The following is a 15,663-nucleotide window of genomic DNA, read 5'->3' on the forward strand; positions in this document are numbered from 1 at the left end:
CTCCTCGATGGCAAGAGTTCGCAAGGGCCTGACGATCATCTCCATCTGCGCACTGGGGCTCACCGCGTGCGCGAAGACCGACGAGCCCGGCGCCGCGCAGCCGCCGGGACAGCAGCAGGGGCCGGTCAAGATCGGCATCTCGCTCCCGCTCACCGGCGACTTCTCCGAGCCGGGCAAGGGCATCCAGGAGGGGTACCAGGTGTGGGCCGACCAGGTGAACGCCAAGGGCGGCCTGCTCGGCAGGAAGGTCGAGCTGATCTTCCGCGACGACGCCTCCGACCCCAACCGGGTCAGCTCCGACTACGAGTCCCTCATCACGCAGGACAAGGTCAACCTGGTCTTCGGGCCGTTCTCCTCGCGCCTGGTGATCCCCGCGGCGAAGGTCGCCGAGTCGTACGGCATGCTCTTCGTGGAGCCCGCGGGAGCCGCGGCCGAGGTGTTCGAGCAGGGCTTCACGCGCCTGTTCTACGCCGCGCCCGCGATCGCCGGCGACCACTACAACTATCTGGCCGACTACCTCGTCAAGCTGCCCGCCGACCAGCGGCCCAGGACGGCGGCGTACGCGAGCCTGGACGACCCGTTCGCCCAGGGCACCGCGTACGGGCTGCGCGACAAGCTGGCCGCGGCCGGCGTCAAGACCGTCGTGGACGAGGTGTACCCGCCGGAGACCACCGACTTCGCCCCCATCGCCGCCAAGATCGCCGCCGCCAAGCCGGACCTGGTCGTGGGCGGCACCCAGTTCGAGGACTCGGTCGGGCTGGTGCGCGCGCTGCAGGAGCTGAAGGTGCAGCCCAGGCTGGCGGCGTTCTCGACGGGGCCGACGCTGGCCGAGTTCCCCGCCGCGGTGAAGGGGGCGGCCGAGCACATCCTCTCGCCCGTCGGCTGGTCCGCCACCGCGACGTTCACCGGCAACCAGGAGATGATCAAGCGCTACAAGGAGATGTTCGGCGGCGACGCCAACGAGGACGCGGCCAACGGCTACACCGTCGGCCAGGTCGTCGAGGCCGCCGTGAACGCCGTCAAGTGCGTCGATCCCACCAAGGAGTGCCAGGACAAGCTGACCCAGCACATCAGGCAGGGCACGTTCGACACCGTCGTGGGCCCGCTCTCCTTCGACGACAAGGGACGCCCCGAGCAGGCGCACATGATCCAGCAGTACGTCAAGGGCAAGATCGAGATCGTCCTCCCCGAGCAGGCCAAGACCGCCGACCTCGTCTACCCGAAGCAGGACTGGTGAGCCTGCTCCTGCAGGGGCTGGCCCTGGGTGCGCTGACCGGCGGGCTGTACGCCCTGCTCGCCTCTGGCCTGTCGCTGTACTTCGGCGTGATGCGGGTGGTCATGGTGGCGCACCCGGCGTTCCTGTTCCTGGCCGCCTACCTCACCTACACCGTGCACACCTCGCTCGGCGTGGACCCGTTCCTGGCGCTGCCGCTGACCGTGCCGCTCTTCTTCTGGTTGGGCGTGGCGGTGCAGCGGCTGCTCATCGCCAGGCTCGCGCCGGACAGCCTGGCGATGATGTCGGTGCTGCTCACGTTCGGGATCGCGCTGGTCATCGAGGGGCTGCTCGGCACGTTCTACACCGGCTCCTACAAGTCGGTCAGCATGGACTACGCCACCCGGTCGCTGACGATCGGCGGCGTGCACCTCCCGTACGACAAGATCATCGCTTTTGGGGTGGCCGCGCTCACCCTCGCCGTGCTGTTCGCGGTGCTGGTCAAGAGCCGGTTCGGGCAGGCGCTGCGGGCCACCGTCCAGCACCGCGAGGCGGCCAGGCTGGTCGGGATCAGGACCGAGCGCGTCGCCGGGTACGGCTTCGGCGCCGGCCTGGCCACCGCCGCCGTGGGCGGCACCGTGCTGGCCCTCATCACGCCGTTCTTCCCCGCCTCGCACTGGGTGTGGATCGGCAAGCTCATGGCGATCATCGTGGTCGGCGGGCTGGGCAGCGTGATCGGCGCGGCGCTGGCCGCCGTGCTGCTCGGCGTGGTCGAGGGCGTCGTGCTGGTCACCGTGGACGCCACCTGGGCCACCATGATGTTCTACGTCTTCCTCTTCCTGACCCTGCTCGCGCGTCCCCAGGGGTTCTTCGGAGGCCGGCTTGCGCACCGTTTCTAGGGGCCTGCCGCGGCTGCTGGCCGGCACCGTCTCCAGGGGTCTGCCGCTGCTGCTGGCCGCGCCGGCGATCGCCTACCCCTGGCTGGCGCCCAACTACTACCTGGTGTACGCGGGCGCGCTGACCGTCATGTACGCCGCCATGGCCACCTCCTGGAACCTCCTGGGCGGCTTCACCGGCTACGTCTCGCTCGGCCACTCCGCGTTCTTCGGCCTCGGCGCGTACGGCACCGGGCTGCTCGTCGTCCGCCTGCACGTGCCCTGGGCCCTGGCCCTGGCGCTCTCGGCGCTGCTCGTCACCGTGTTCGCCGTCGGCGTCGGCATCGCCGCGGTCCGCGTCCGCGGCGCCTCGTTCGTGATCGTGTCCATCGCGCTGGTGTCCATGATGAACCTGATCGTGCAGGGCTGGCGCTCGCTGACCGGCGGCTCCACCGGCCTCCAGGTGCCCTCGCCGTTCCCCGGCCTGCACCGCGGCCAGACCCACATGGTGTTCTTCTACCTGTTCCTGGCGCTGCTCGTGGTCGCGCTGCTGTCCTGGTGGTACGTCTCCCGCTCGCGCTTCGGCGCCGGCCTGCGGGCCATCAGGGAGGACGAGGACAAGGCCGAGTCGCTGGGCGTGCCCACCGGGGCGTACAAGGTGGCGGCCTTCGCCCTGTCCGCCCTGTTCGTGGCGCTGGCCGGCGGGCTCTACGCGCTCTGGTTCGGCAGCCTCGACCCGATCTTCGTCTTCTCCATCCTGATCGCCTCGTACATGGTGCTCATGAGCCTGCTCGGCGGCGTCAGGCACCTGTACGGGCCGCTGCTCGGCGCGCTGATCGTGGCGCCGGCGGGGGAGTACTTCCTGATCGCGCTGGGCGAGACGCAGATCCACCTGACCGCGACGGGGCTGGTGCTGGTGCTGGTCGTGCTGTTCATGCCGGACGGCATCCTCGCCCGCTTCACCAGAAGACGGGCAGGGCCCTCCATCCCCGACGAGACGGCCGACCAGCGACTCGAAGGAGTGGCCCCATGAGCCTGCGGACCGAAGGGCTGACGAAGTCGTTCGGCGGGGTGCTGGCCGTGAACGGCGCCTCCGTCGAACTGCGCGACGGCAAGATCAACGGCCTGATCGGGCCGAACGGTTCGGGCAAGACCACGTTCTTCAACATCGTCACCGGCATGATCAAACCGGACTCCGGCCGCGTCCTCTACCGCGATCGCGACCTCACCCGGCACTCGCCGCACCGCGTCGCCCACGCCGGCATCGGCCGCACCTTCCAGCTCTGCCGGATCTTCCCCCGCCTCAGCGTGCTGGAGAACATGCTGGTCGCCGTCCGCCGCACCCGCCTGCGCGAACTGCTGGCGGGCCTGCGCGACACGGGCGAGGTCGAGCGGGCGCGCCACTGGCTGCGCCGCATGGGCATCGAGCACCTGGAGGACGCCGAGGCCCGCGACCTGTCGTACGGGCAGCAGAAACTGCTCGAACTGGCCGCCGTGCTCATGGCCGAGCCGGACCTGGTGCTGCTCGACGAGCCGGCCGGCGGCGTCAACCCGGCGCTGATCGACCGCATCATCCACCTCGTACGCGACCTCAACGCGGAGGGCCGCACCTTCCTCGTCGTCGAGCACAACATGGACATGGTGATGGGCATGTGCGACCACGTCATCGTCTTCGACCGCGGCGCCCCCATCGCCGAAGGCCCGCCCGGCCTGGTCCGGGAGGATCCGCGCGTGCTGGAGGCGTACCTCGGTGTCTGAGACGGTGCTGACCCTGGAAGACGTCGTCGCGGGCTACGGGCGGGCGGCGCCGGTGCTGCGCGGCCTGTCCGTCACCGTCCGCGCCGGCGAGGTCGTCTGTCTCGTCGGCCCCAACGGCGCCGGCAAGTCCACCGCGCTCAAGGTCGCCAGCGGCCTGCTCACCCCCCGCTCCGGCCGGGTCCTCCTGTCCGGCCAGGACGTGACGGGCCTGTCACCGCAACGCCTGCTCGCCCTCGGCCTGGCCCACGTGCTCCAGGGGCACAGCGTCTTCCGCGAGATGACCGTGGCCGAGAACGTCCGGCTCGGCGGCTTCACGGTCCGCGACCACTCCCGCCTCAACGCGCGCATCGCCGCGGTCAAGGAGCTGTTCCCCGTCGTCGGGGAGCGGTGGGGGAGCATGGCGGGGCTGCTGTCGGGCGGGCAGCAGAAGCAGGTGGAGTTCGCGCGGGCCCTGATGCTGGAGCCCCGTGTGGTGTTGCTGGACGAGCCGTCGATGGGGCTCGACCCGCGCAACACCCAGGTCGTCTTCGAGCAGATCGACCTCATGCGGAGGGCCGGGGTGGCGGTGCTGCTGGTGGAGCAGAACGCGCGCAGGGCGCTGGAGATGGCCGACGTGGGGTGTGTGCTGGACTTGGGGCGGGTGCACATCTCGGGGGTGGCGCGGGAACTGGCCGCCGATCCCCGCCTGGGACGGCTCTACCTGGGTGGCGCTCCGGCCACCTGAACCGGCCGGGTCATGAGCCGGCGACCAGCACCCGCTTCCTGAACACCCAGTACGTCCACCCCTGATAAACCAGCACGAACGGCAACGCGATCAACCCGATCCACGTCAACATGCTCAACGTGTACGAGGCCGAAGCCGCCTCGGCCAAGGTCAGCCCCGGCAGCGGCCGTACCCGCAGCTCCATGAACACCGCCAGCGTCGCCAGCACGATCGAGCCGGCCGTGGCCGCGAACGCCCAGCCCTCCCTGCGCCGCCAGATGAGGGCGGTGGCCGCGGCGAGGGCGGCCATGGAGGCGAGGGCCGGGATGGTGCCGAGGCTCGACAGGGCGGCGACGGCGACGGGGATGGTGACGCCACCGGCGATCATGGCGGCGACGCGGGCGCGGCGGCGTACCGGGCCGGTGGTCTTGAGTGCGAGGAACACCGCGCCGTGCAGGACGCACACCGCCAGTGTGAACGCGCCGCCCACGAGGGCGGCGAGGGGGCTGTTGAAGAGCAGGTCGGCGAAGACCGAGCCCCACAGGAACGCGGGCAGCGCGCTGCCCACCACGATGCCCAGGTCGCACCAGAGCGGGTTGCCGACCTTGCCGCGCCACTCCAGGCCGACGCCGCGCACGATGAGGCCGACGAGGATCAGCGTCACGGGCAGGTAGAAGGAGCTGAAGACGCCCGCGTACCAGGCGGGGAAGGCGGCGAACATGGCGCCGACGGCGGTGATCAGCCACACCTCGTTGCCGTCCCAGACGGGGCCGATGGTCTGCAGGGCGGCGCGCTGCTGGGCGGCGTTCCTGCTGACGAGGGGCGCCAGGATGCCGACGCCGAAGTCGAAGCCCTCCAGGACGAAGTAGCCGGTCCAGAGGAAGGCGATGATGACGAACCACAACTCGATCATTGGGGGCAGCTCCTCAGTACATCAGGGACGGCTCGCGCGGCGCCTCGGCCGCCTGGACCGGCGCCTGCTCCTCGGCGCCCTTGCGGACGTGCCTGGCCAGCAGGACGACCTCGGCCACGGCGAGCGCGCCGTACAGGAGCGTGAAGATCGTCAGGGAGGTGGCGACGGCGGCCAGCGACACGTTCGGCGACACGCTGGAGGCGGTGAGCAGCTCGCCCGCGACCGTCCAGGGCTGGCGGCCGATCTCGCTGAGCAGCCAGCCGGCGATCACCGCGAGGAGCGGGAGCGGCAGGGCGAGCAGCATGGCGCGCGACAGCCAGGCGGGGAACGGCCGTCTGCGGCGGGTCAGCCACAGGCCGAGCACCGACAGGCCGACCGTGGCCAGGCCAAAGACGATCATGACGCGGAAGGACCAGAAGACGACGGCGCCGTCGGGGCGGTAGTCGCCGGGGCCGAACTGCTGCTCGAAGCGCTGCTGCAAATCTTCGGTGCCCTGGACGGGGGCCTCGAAGTCGTTGGTGGACAGGAAGCTGAGCAGCTTCGGGATCTCGATGCCGGGGACGACGCTGAACCCGGCCCCCTCGGTGGTCCGCTCCAGGCCCTCGGCGGCGGCCAGCTTCATGGGCTGCTGCTCGTACATGAGCTTGGCCGAAAGGTCGCCGGTGCCCGCGACGACCGCCCCCGCGACGGCCGTCATGAGCAGCGCCGCGCGGGCGGCGCGGCGCCACATGTCCGCGCGCGTCCGCAGCAGCCAGTAGCCGCACACCGCCAGGACGAAGCCGCCCGCCACCACGAACGAGCCGGCGATCACGTGCGGGACCTGGGCCAGCGCGGTGGAGTTGGTCAGCACCGCCCACAGGTCGGTCATCCTGGCCTTGCCGTCCACGACCTCGTAGCCGACGGGGTGCTTCATCCAGGCGTTGGCGGCGAGGATGAAGTAGGCCGAAAGGTTGGACCCGATGGCCGCCGCCCAGATGGTCGCCAGGTGCGCCTTCTTCGGCAGCCGGTCCCAGCCGAAGATCCACAGCCCCAGGAACGTGGACTCCATGAAGAAGGCCAGCAGCGCCTCCATGGCCAGCGGCGCCCCGAAGACGTCGCCGACGAACGTGGAGTACTCGCTCCAGTTCATCCCGAACTGGAACTCCTGCACGATGCCGGTCACCACGCCCATGGCGAAGTTGATCAGAAACAGCTTGCCGAAGAACTTCGTGAGCTTCAGGTACTGCTCGTTGCCCGTGCGGTGCCAGGCCGTCTGCAGGCCGGCGACGAAGATGCCCAGGCCGATGGTCAGCGGTACGAACAGAAAGTGGTACACGGTGGTCACCCCGAACTGCCACCGCGCAAGGTCAAGTGCGTCCATCTTCCCCGTCGTCTCCCTGAGCTCTACACGCTGTAGTACATCTACTCAAAGTAGTACTACAAGCTGTAGAGCATCGCGATGCGAGCTTGGTCACATCGTCTGTGCTGGTTGCCCTGTCGAGGATCGCGTGCGGGGGCCCGCCGACGCGTCACCCGCCCGGCTGATCGTCGCGTACGCCGCCCGGCGGAGTCAGCGCGGCAGCGCCGCCTGAAGGTAGGCCTGGAGGTCGCCCAGCTCGTAGCCGCGGCGCTTGATCTTGTTCACCAGGACGCGGAAGTCCCTGGCCAGGTTGGGCCGGAAGTGCAGGAGCAGGATGTCGCCCGGGCGCAGCTTCTTGTCGGGCACCTGGTAGGCGATCTTGCCGCCGGGCTGGACGGTGGCGGTCCACAGCAGCACGGCCGACATGCCGCAGCTCTTGGCGGCCCTGAGGGTGTCGGTGTTGTAGTTCCCGAACGGCGGCCTGAACAGGGTGGGGCGCGTGCCGATCTCCTTGGCGATCAGTTTCGACGCGCCGCAGATCTCGCCGCGCTGGGCGGGGTGGCCGAGCAGGCGCAGGTTGGGGTGGGTGAGGGTGTGGTTCTCGACCGGTACGCCGGCGTCGCGAAGCTGCCGGAAATATCCCCATTTACCGGCGCCCACGTAGCGGGCCTCGCCGCCCGACTCGTCCGGGGTGCCCTTGGCCTCCACGGCGTCGCGCATGGCGAAGGCGGTGATCGGGATGCGCTGGTCGCGTACCTGCCTGACGAAGCCGGGGTCCTGCTCCCAGCCGTCGTCGATGGTCAGGAAGACGACCTTGCGCCTGGTCGGGATCGAGCTGATCACCGGCGGGAGGCCGCCGGCGCGGGGGATCGGCCGCACCTCGCCCTTGCGCGGCTTGACGCCCGCAGGCCCCTTCTCGGCGGGGCTCTGCGCCGGCGCCGGAGTCGTGGCCTTGGGCGCGGGGCTTGAGGACGCGGTCCCGGCAGGGGCGCACGCGGCCAGCGACAGAACGCACGCCACGCCGATCACCCGGTGTCCCCTGAACATGGGGCACCATCTTGCCAGCCTTCCTGAGGTGTTGCCCTTATCCACGCGCCCCGCGCTGCCTAAAGTGGCGGCATGAAACTGGCGGGCAGCGCCGAGATCGGCGTGGACAGGCAGCGGGTGTGGGCGGCGCTCAGGGACCCGGAGGTGCTGGTGCGCACCCTGCCCGGGTGCGAGCGGCTGGAGGAGACGGGGCCGGACGCGTACCGCATGACGATCAACGCGGGGGTGGGCTCGATCAAGGGCGTCTACCAGGGAGAGGTGGCGCTGTCCGACCCGCTGGAGCCCGAGAGCTTCACGCTCAAGGCACGCGGGCAGGGCGCGCCCGGCACTGTGGACGCCACCGTCCTCGTGCGGCTGAGCGAGCACGACGGCGGGACACGGGTCGACTACGAGGCCGAGGCCGTGGTCGGCGGGATGATCGGCGGGGTGGGGCAGCGCATGCTCGGGTCGGTGGCCAAGCGGACGGCCGGCGAGTTCTTCTCGGCGGTGGAGCAGCATCTGACGGCACCCGCCGCCCCCGTACCAGCCACCGACCTCGCCACAGACCTCGCCACAGCGCCGTCCGAGGTGCCCGCCGCGCGAGGCGGGCTGTACGAGCGGCCCCCCAAGCAGCACACCGAGACCCGCCCATGGGTGATGCTGGCGTCCTTCGGCATGGGCGCGGGCGTCGCGCTCGCCGGAGCCACCCTGGGCTGGCTGCTGGGACGCGGCTCACGCCGGCGCGGCGCATGAGGTTGATGGCCTCCTGGACTCTCGCGGAAAAGGATCTCCCGGCGTAGCGTGGCAATATGCGGCAGGCACACGCTGAAGACGCAAGAACCGAGGCCAGGCGAGTCGTGCGCAACCTCCTGGGCGAGGAGCGTCCGACAGCCGAGATACTGATCGGCGACGTGCGCCCCGTGCTCGGCGACGAGCGTACGGACCGCACGCTGGAGCTGGCCCTCGGCGCCCAGCTCACCAGGCGCTCGGCCGAGCTGGCCGCCATCGCCGCGCTGCTGGTCGGCACCCGCGAGGTGGGCGAGAGCTGGTGGTCCACGCCCAGGGGCGGCAAGCTGCCCGCGCCCGACGAGGTGGTGCGCACGGCCGTCGCCATCGAGCCGTGGACCGACCTGACCGCACTGGAGATGCTGGCGGCCTGGGTGTCCGACGACGCCGCCGACCAGATGTGGGGCGCGCCCGTCGCGCAGGTGGACCTCAACTCCTGGCAGGCTGAAGACCGCTTCGACCTGCCGCCGGGCGTCAAGCCTGGCCAGCGCCTCGTCGTGCACTTCGACGCGGGCGGGCGGCTAGACGCGGTCGTCGCCCGCCGGGCCGACGAGGAGCTCGGCTCCAACCTCGACTTCCAGTCGCTGCGCTACTCCCGGCCCGCCGAGGCGCAGTGGAGCTGGGGGGTGGCGGCCGGGCTCGGGCCGCACCGGCTGCCGGGGGAGAGCCCCGACCCGTACGCCCGCGAGGTGCCCGCCGAGGCCGTCGACATCCTGCGCACGTGGGCGATGCGTCACGGCGCCTCGCCCGAGCAGCTCGGCGAGCGATGGGTCACGGTGGGCGACGTGGTGGCCGCGATCGAGCGGGTCGACTGGATGTGGCGCAGCGGCGAGTGGTTCGGCTGGTGGCGGGGCGCTTCCGCGCTGGTGGACGACTCGGCGTACCTGCCGTACCGGCTGGAGGAGCTGGCCAGCGGCTGAACCCGGAATCCCGGTGGGCGCGGGCGGGTTGTCCACCGGTATGAAGGTCGAGATTTTTTCGGATGTCGTGTGCCCCTGGTGCTACATCGGGCATGCCCGGTTCGCCAGGGCCGCCGAGAGGTTCAGGGCCAAGGGCGGCACGATCGAGGTGACGATGCGGCCGTACCAGCTCAATCCGGACGCGCCGGTCGAGGGTGAGCCGCTGATCCCGGCGCTGGAGCGCAAGTTCGGCCCGAACGCGCGGCAGATGGTCGAGCGGGTCGTCGGCGCCGCCACCGCCGAGGGGCTGGAGCTGAACTACGACAAGGCCGTCAACGCCGCCACGTTCGAGGCGCACCGCCTGATCGAGGTCGCCACCCGGCAGGGGCTCGGCGGGGAGATGGCCGAGCGGCTGTTCCGCGCGTACTTCGCCGAGGGGCGCAACGTGGCCGACCCCGGCGTGCTCGGCGAGCTCGCCGCCGAGGTGGGCGTGCGCGACTCCGGCGAGGGCGGCGAGGAGGTGCGCGAGCAGCTCGCCAGGGCGCGCTCGCTGGGCATCTCCGGGGTGCCGCTGTTCCTGTTCGAGGGCAAGTACGCCGTGTCGGGCGCGCAGCCGGAGGACGCGTTCTCGGCCGCGATCGACGAGGTGGCGGAGCGTACCGGGCAGACGCCGATCACCCGGCTCGGCGCGCAGGGCGACGGGTGCGACGACGACGGGTACTGCGCGGTCTGACTGATTTTCCGGAATGGGAGAATCACAGGGTGTCCAGTCGCAGCCTTGCCTACCTGCTCAAGCACGCCAACCAGCGCCTGTCCGACCTGATGGGGCCGGCGCTGGAGCCGTGCGGCATCGACGGCAGAGAGTTCGGGGTGCTGTCGGTGCTCGGCGGCTCCGAGCCGCTGTCACAACTGGAGGCGGCCCAGCGGATGGGCATCGACCGGACGACCATGGTCGCCATGGTCGACGGGCTGGAGCGCAAGGGCCTCGTCGGCCGCCGGCCGCACCCCGCCGACCGGCGCAAGAACATCGTGGAGCCGACCGAGCGCGGCTGCGAGGTGCTGGCGGAGGCCAGGCGGATCGTGGCGGGCGTCGAGGACGAGTTCCTGGCGCCGCTGCCCGAGGGCGACGTCAGACTGTTCAGGGACGCCCTGGAGCTCCTGGTCCCGCCCCGCTCAGGCGGCTGACCCCTCGTCCGAACTCATCACGCCCTCGCCGAGCTGGCCGTTGCGGTGGTGGCGGCGGCAGAGCACCTGGTAGCGCACGGGCGCGTCGTCGGTGTCCCCGATCACGACCTGCTCGCCCGTACGCGCCATCGTCCCGCCCACGATCCTGGCGTTGAGCTGCCCCGGACGCCCGCACCAGCACAGCACCTCGACCTGCAGCCGGCACACCTCGTCGGCCAGCTCGAACAGCCGCTGCGCCGCAGGGAACATCACCGACCTGAAGTCGGAGGCCAGCCCGAACGCGTAGACGTCCACCCCGTAGGCGTCCACCAGGTCGGCGAGCTGCTCGATCTGCTCGACGGTGTAGAAGCAGGCCTCGTCGCAGATGAGGTAGTCGACGCGGTCGTGCGCGGTCACCAGCCGTACGAGATCGAGGGAGTCCTCCACCTCGATCGCCTCCAGCCCCAGCCCGATCCGGCTGGTGAGCTTCGGCCCGCCCGATCGGTCATGCTTGGTCAGCACCAGGCCGCGCCTGCCCTGCCGTCCGTGGTTGTAGTTCATCTGCAGCGCCAGGGTGGACTTCCCGCAGTCCATGGGGCCGAAGTAGAACTTCAGTACGGCATCTCGCGCGCTGGACGGCGCGGCAGACAAGGCAGACAGTTCGGTCACGGGCCGCCAGCTTAGTGGCTTGGCTTGTTCCATGACCTCGTGGGACATTTCTCCCCTGTAGTTGTTCAGGAGGAATCTGTGGTCACCGACAAACCACCGTCCAGACCATCGTCCGAGCCGTCGCCGCTCGAGGCGTTGATGAGGCAGGACGATCTCACGGCGGCCCAGGCGGACGCCACCCGCTGGCGTTACGGCTTCCTGGTCGTGGTGGCGGGCATCATCGCGCTGCTCATCGCGTTCGGCGCCGCCGTGTTCGCCACGGGGGAGCTCGCCGCGTTGTTCGCCGGTGTGGCGGGGGTGATCGGTACCATTATCGGGGCTTACTTCGGAGTCCAGGCCGGCCAGTCGGGCAAGGCCAGGGTGGAGGCCGAGCTGGCCAGGACACAGGAGATGGTGGTGCGCCTGGCGGCGTACGTGGGCCCCACGAACGCGCCCCGAGTCATCGACGAAGTGCTCGGCCGTCGCCGGAGCTGAGGAGCCATGCGTAGCGTGCGTATCGGAGTGGACACCGGCGGGACCTTCACCGACGTCGTGGCGGTGGACGAGGCGACCGGTGAGATCCACACCACGAAGACCCCCTCGACCCCGGCGAACCCGGCCGACGGCTTCCTGGCGGGCGTGGAGAAGCTCGGGCGGCTGGACGTCGCCGCCATCGTGCACGGCACCACGGTGGCCACGAACCGGCTGCTGGAGGACCGGATCGAGAACCTCGGCTTCATCACGACCGAGGGGTTCGAGTTCGTCCTGGAGATCGCCAGGCAGAGCGTGCCCGACGGCTACGGCAACTCCTACTTCTGGGTCAAACCGCCCAGGATCGTCCCCGTGCACCAGGTCAAGACCGTCGGCGGGCGGCTCGACCACCTCGGCGACGAGGTGCGGCCGTTCTCCGACGAGCAGGCCGTGGAGGTGGCCCGCTGGTTCCGGGCCAGGGGCATCACCGCGATCGGGGTCTGCTTCCTGCACTCCTACGCCAACCCCGAGCACGAGCGCCGTATGCGCGAGGTGCTCTGGCGCGAGCACCCCGAGGCGGTGATCTCGCTGTCCAGCGACGTGCTGCGGGAGTACCGCGAGTACGAGCGCTCGGTCACCACCCTCGTGGACGCCGCCGTCAAGCCCGCCATGCGCAGCTACATCGCGACCCTGTCGAACCGGCTCGGCATGCCGTTCTCGGTGATGAAGTCCAACGGCGGCGTGCTGTCCGCCCGCGAGGTCGTCAACCAGCCCATCACCACCGTCCTGTCGGGCCCTGCGGCGGGCGCGCTGGGCGCGGCGCTGATCGCCTCCACCGCAGGCCACGAGTCGGTGATCACCCTGGACGGCGGCGGCACCTCGACCGACGTGGCCGTGGTGATCGACGGCGAGCCCTCCATCACCACCGAGGGCGCCGTCGGCCGCTACCCGTGCAAGATCCCGATGATCGACATCATCACGGTCGGCGCGGGCGGCGGCTCGGTCGCGTGGATCTCGCCCGAGGGCACGCTCAAGGTGGGGCCCCGCTCCGCCGGCGCCGACCCCGGCCCCCTCTGCTACGGCAAGGGCGGGACCGAGGTGACGGTGACGGACGCGCACGTCTTCCTCGGCCGGATCCCGCCGCACCTGCTCGGCGGGGAGATCCCGCTGGACGTGGAGGCCGCCGGGACCGGCGTCAAGGCTCTGGCCGACAAGCTCGGCCTCACCCCGGAGCGCACGGCGACCGGCATCCTGGAGATCAGCGCGTTCAACCAGAGCAACGCGATCAGGCAGCTCACCGTCAAGCGCGGGCTGGACGTGCGGGACTTCCCGCTGGTGACGTTCGGCGGGTCGGGGCCGCTGCTGGCGTGCCGGCTGATCGACATCCTCGGCCTGCCGTCGGTGATCGTGCCGCGCGACCCGGGCAACGTCTCGGCGTTCGGGCTGCTCACGGTGGACGTCAAGAACGACTACGTGCGGACGTACGTCACCCGCGACCTCTCGCTCGGCAAGGCCGTCGAGATCTTCCACGACCTGGAGCATCAGGCGGGCGAGGCACTCGACCGCGAGGGCTTCGACGACCCGGTCTACCAGCGCAGCGCCGACCTGCGGTACTACGGCCAGGCCTACGAGGTGCGCGTGCCCGCGCCCGCCGGGGAGATCGACGACGACTGGCACGCCGAGGTGGTCTCCCGCTTCCACGACGCCCACGAGAAGCTGTACGGCTACGCCTACCGCGACGACCCGCGTCACGGCGTCGAATGGGTGAACCTGCGCGTCTCCGGCATCGGCCCGATCAACCGCCCGGTGATCCGCCGCCTGGACAAGGCCGGCGAGGGGGCCACGTCGGTGCGTCCCGTGCACTTCGACGAGACCCGCGACACCCCGATCCACCAGCGCGCCGCCCTCGGCCCCGGCGCCACGGTGCAGGGCCCGGCGGTGATCGAGGAGTACGGCTCGACGATCCCCGTCCACCCCGGCTTCACCGCCAAGCTCGACGAATACGGAAATGTGGAGATAAGCCGTGACTGATCCCATCCTGGTGGAGATCGTCGAAGGGACCCTCGCCTCCGTCGAGAAGGAGGTCGAGACCGCCATCGCCCGCACGGCCCGCTCGCCGATGATCCGCGACGCGCACGACTTCCGCGCGGGCATCCACGACGTACGGCTGCGCAAGCTCACCGGCCGCTCCTACAGCGCGCTCGTCCAGCCCGTCGTGCGCGACTTCCCGATCGAGACCATGCAGCCGGGCGACGTCTACTTCCACAACGACGTCTACCTGTCCGAAGGCGGCATCGGCCACCTGCCCGACCTGTGCGTCACCGTCCCGGTCTTCCACGAGGACACCGTGGTGGCCTTCGTGCAGGCCTTCGGCCACCACGACGACATCGGCGGCTCGGTGCCCGGCTCCATGCCCTCCCACGCCCGCTCGGTCTACGAGGAGGGGCTGATGGTCCCGCCGATCAAGCTGTGGGACCAGGGCGTGCCCAACGAGGCCGCGCTGCGCATCATGACCCGCAACTCCCGCATGCCCGACTCCCTCGCCGGCGACCTCGACGCCGAGTGCTCGGCCTGCCTCATGGGCGCCCGGCGGCTCGGCGAGCTGTTCGAACGGTACGGCAAGCAGGCCGTCGAGGAGTGCTTCGACGCCATCATCGGCAAGACGACCGAGACGTTCCGCAGGGAACTCCTCGCGAAGATCCCCGAAGGCTCGTACGTGTGGGAGGACTACGCCGAACACGACGGCGTCGACGAGCCCCGCCTGCACGCCCAGCGCATCACCCTCACCGTCGACCACGCCGCCGACGCGCCACTCACCATCGACTTCACCGGCACCTCCCCCCAGGCCAAGGGCCCCATCAACCACGCCGGCGACTACGCCGACGGCGTGTTCCTGAAGAAGTGGCTGGCCCCCGTCCTGCGCAACCTGGCCGACACCCCGGAACGCATGGCCGAGCTGGACGTCAACGAGGGAGTGGTGCCCCTCATCAAAATGATCTTCCCCGAGAAGGGCACCCTCCTCACCCCCGTCTTCCCCGCCCCGACCAACGCCCGAACGTTCGTCATCCTCCGCCTTCTCGGCGTCCTCGCCGGCGTCCTCGCCAAGGCCACCGGCGGCCGCATGCCCGCCGACCAGGAGACCATCCGCTACACGGGCGTGTACGGCGCCGACGCCGACGGGCAGCCGTACCTCATGCGCGAAGTGCTCGGCGGCGGCTCAGGCGGGCGCTGGTACGCCGACGGCGAGGACACCATCCACGTCGTGCCCGACTCCCGCAACATCCCCGTCGAGTTCGCCGAGGCCCGCTGGCCCTTCCGCGTCGAACGCCTGGCCCTGGCCTGCGACTCCGGCGGGCCTGGCATGTACCGGGGCGGGCTCGGCTACGACAAGCACATCCGGATGCTGCGCGACGCCTCGTACATGTCCATCGCCGACCGCTCCATCCTGTCCTGCTGGGGCGTCAACGGCGGGCTCGCCGGACGGCCGTTCCGGGTCGAGATCGCGGGCAAGGAGATGGAAGGGCTGGTGGACGACCACCAGGTACAGGCCGGCGACCTCATCAGGATCCGCACCACCGGCGGGGGCGGGTGGGGCTCGCCGTACGACCGGGATCCCCGGGCGGTGGCCGCCGACGTGCGCGACGGGAAGGTGTCGATCGCGGGGGCGCTGGGGGATTACGGGGTGGTGCTGGACGGGGATCGGATCGATGAGCGGGGGACGGCGGAGCTGCGGGAGCGGCTGCGGCCGCCGGGGGATCGGTTCTTCGATCGGGGGCCGGGGTATGCGCGGCTTTCGGGGGGGAGGGGGTATGCGGAGGTGGACGAATTGTGAGGAGTTGAACACGCTTCGTATTCGGGAGGGCTAGCA

General features: G+C 70.6%; 16 protein-coding genes. 12 read left to right on the top strand and 4 right to left on the bottom strand.

Features of this window, described 5'->3' with window-relative positions:
- Positions 1–7: 7 nt before the first annotated feature.
- From ABD331_RS01510 to ABD331_RS01530, 5 genes are read left to right on the top strand one after another with little or no spacing between them, the layout of a single operon-like run.
- Positions 8–1,237, top strand: a complete 1,230-nt coding sequence (locus tag ABD331_RS01510) for an amino acid ABC transporter substrate-binding protein (protein WP_344470311.1) — start codon at positions 8–10, stop codon at positions 1,235–1,237.
- Positions 1,234–2,112: a branched-chain amino acid ABC transporter permease gene (locus ABD331_RS01515; RefSeq protein WP_344470312.1), complete on the top strand. Its 879-nt coding sequence runs from the start codon at positions 1,234–1,236 to the stop codon at positions 2,110–2,112. The genes ABD331_RS01510 and ABD331_RS01515 overlap by 4 nt, the downstream gene beginning before the upstream one ends.
- Complete coding sequence (locus ABD331_RS01520; RefSeq protein ID WP_344470313.1) at positions 2,096–3,121, top strand: branched-chain amino acid ABC transporter permease; 1,026 nt, start codon at positions 2,096–2,098, stop codon at positions 3,119–3,121. Before ABD331_RS01515 ends, ABD331_RS01520 begins: the two co-directional genes overlap by 17 nt.
- Positions 3,118–3,846 (top strand): ABC transporter ATP-binding protein, encoded by a 729-nt coding sequence (locus ABD331_RS01525; RefSeq protein ID WP_344470314.1) that lies wholly within the window; start codon positions 3,118–3,120, stop codon positions 3,844–3,846. The genes ABD331_RS01520 and ABD331_RS01525 overlap by 4 nt, the downstream gene beginning before the upstream one ends.
- Positions 3,839–4,570 (top strand): ABC transporter ATP-binding protein, encoded by a 732-nt coding sequence (locus tag ABD331_RS01530; protein WP_344470315.1) that lies wholly within the window; start codon positions 3,839–3,841, stop codon positions 4,568–4,570. The genes ABD331_RS01525 and ABD331_RS01530 overlap by 8 nt, the downstream gene beginning before the upstream one ends.
- Before the next feature lie 10 nt (positions 4,571–4,580).
- On the opposite strand, the gene cydB is transcribed toward ABD331_RS01530, so the two are convergent.
- The 3 genes from cydB to ABD331_RS01545 form a co-directional block, all read right to left on the bottom strand.
- The gene (gene cydB / locus ABD331_RS01535; RefSeq protein ID WP_344470316.1) at positions 4,581–5,462 is read right to left on the bottom strand and encodes a cytochrome d ubiquinol oxidase subunit II; all 882 of its coding nucleotides are present in this window, start codon (positions 5,460–5,462) and stop codon (positions 4,581–4,583) included.
- Positions 5,463–5,475: 13 nt separating this feature from the next.
- Positions 5,476–6,822 carry a cytochrome ubiquinol oxidase subunit I gene (locus tag ABD331_RS01540; protein ID WP_344470318.1) on the bottom strand — a complete coding sequence of 449 codons (1,347 nt, stop codon included), beginning with the start codon at positions 6,820–6,822 and terminating at the stop codon, positions 5,476–5,478.
- Positions 6,823–7,011: 189 nt separating this feature from the next.
- Positions 7,012–7,848 carry a polysaccharide deacetylase family protein gene (locus ABD331_RS01545; protein WP_344470319.1) on the bottom strand — a complete coding sequence of 279 codons (837 nt, stop codon included), beginning with the start codon at positions 7,846–7,848 and terminating at the stop codon, positions 7,012–7,014.
- 72 nt (positions 7,849–7,920) lie between these two features.
- Here ABD331_RS01545 and ABD331_RS01550 point away from each other — a divergent pair, with 72 nt between their 5' ends.
- Genes ABD331_RS01550 through ABD331_RS01565 form a run of 4 tightly spaced genes read left to right on the top strand, consistent with a single transcriptional unit; the run spans position 7,921 to position 10,697 of the window.
- Positions 7,921–8,580, top strand: coding sequence for an SRPBCC family protein (locus tag ABD331_RS01550; RefSeq protein WP_344470320.1), 660 nt, complete (start codon positions 7,921–7,923; stop codon positions 8,578–8,580).
- Between the two features lie 56 nt (positions 8,581–8,636).
- On the top strand, positions 8,637–9,533 hold the full coding sequence (locus tag ABD331_RS01555; protein ID WP_344470321.1) for a hypothetical protein: 897 nt from the start codon (positions 8,637–8,639) through the stop codon (positions 9,531–9,533).
- Positions 9,534–9,573: 40 nt separating this feature from the next.
- A complete protein-coding gene (locus ABD331_RS01560) occupies positions 9,574–10,245 on the top strand; it encodes a DsbA family oxidoreductase (protein ID WP_344470322.1) in 672 nt (223 codons plus the stop codon).
- Positions 10,246–10,274: 29 nt separating this feature from the next.
- Positions 10,275–10,697, top strand: a complete 423-nt coding sequence (locus ABD331_RS01565) for a MarR family winged helix-turn-helix transcriptional regulator (protein WP_344470324.1) — start codon at positions 10,275–10,277, stop codon at positions 10,695–10,697.
- Here ABD331_RS01565 and ABD331_RS01570 read toward each other — a convergent pair.
- Positions 10,686–11,345 carry a thymidine kinase gene (locus ABD331_RS01570; protein WP_344470325.1) on the bottom strand — a complete coding sequence of 220 codons (660 nt, stop codon included), beginning with the start codon at positions 11,343–11,345 and terminating at the stop codon, positions 10,686–10,688. The two genes, ABD331_RS01565 and ABD331_RS01570, sit on opposite strands and share 12 nt — an antisense overlap.
- A 138-nt stretch (positions 11,346–11,483) precedes the next feature.
- Here ABD331_RS01570 and ABD331_RS01575 point away from each other — a divergent pair, with 138 nt between their 5' ends.
- From ABD331_RS01575 to ABD331_RS01585, 3 genes are read left to right on the top strand one after another with little or no spacing between them, the layout of a single operon-like run.
- A complete protein-coding gene (locus tag ABD331_RS01575; protein WP_262379463.1) occupies positions 11,484–11,819 on the top strand; it encodes a hypothetical protein in 336 nt (111 codons plus the stop codon).
- Between the two features lie 6 nt (positions 11,820–11,825).
- The gene (locus ABD331_RS01580) at positions 11,826–13,826 is read left to right on the top strand and encodes a hydantoinase/oxoprolinase family protein (RefSeq protein WP_344470326.1); all 2,001 of its coding nucleotides are present in this window, start codon (positions 11,826–11,828) and stop codon (positions 13,824–13,826) included.
- A complete protein-coding gene (locus ABD331_RS01585; RefSeq protein ID WP_344470327.1) occupies positions 13,819–15,627 on the top strand; it encodes a hydantoinase B/oxoprolinase family protein in 1,809 nt (602 codons plus the stop codon). Before ABD331_RS01580 ends, ABD331_RS01585 begins: the two co-directional genes overlap by 8 nt.
- The last annotated feature ends 36 nt before the right edge of the window (positions 15,628–15,663 follow it).

The sequence above is a fragment of the Nonomuraea monospora genome, assembly GCF_039531895.1.
Taxonomy (GTDB): domain Bacteria; phylum Actinomycetota; class Actinomycetes; order Streptosporangiales; family Streptosporangiaceae; genus Nonomuraea; species Nonomuraea monospora.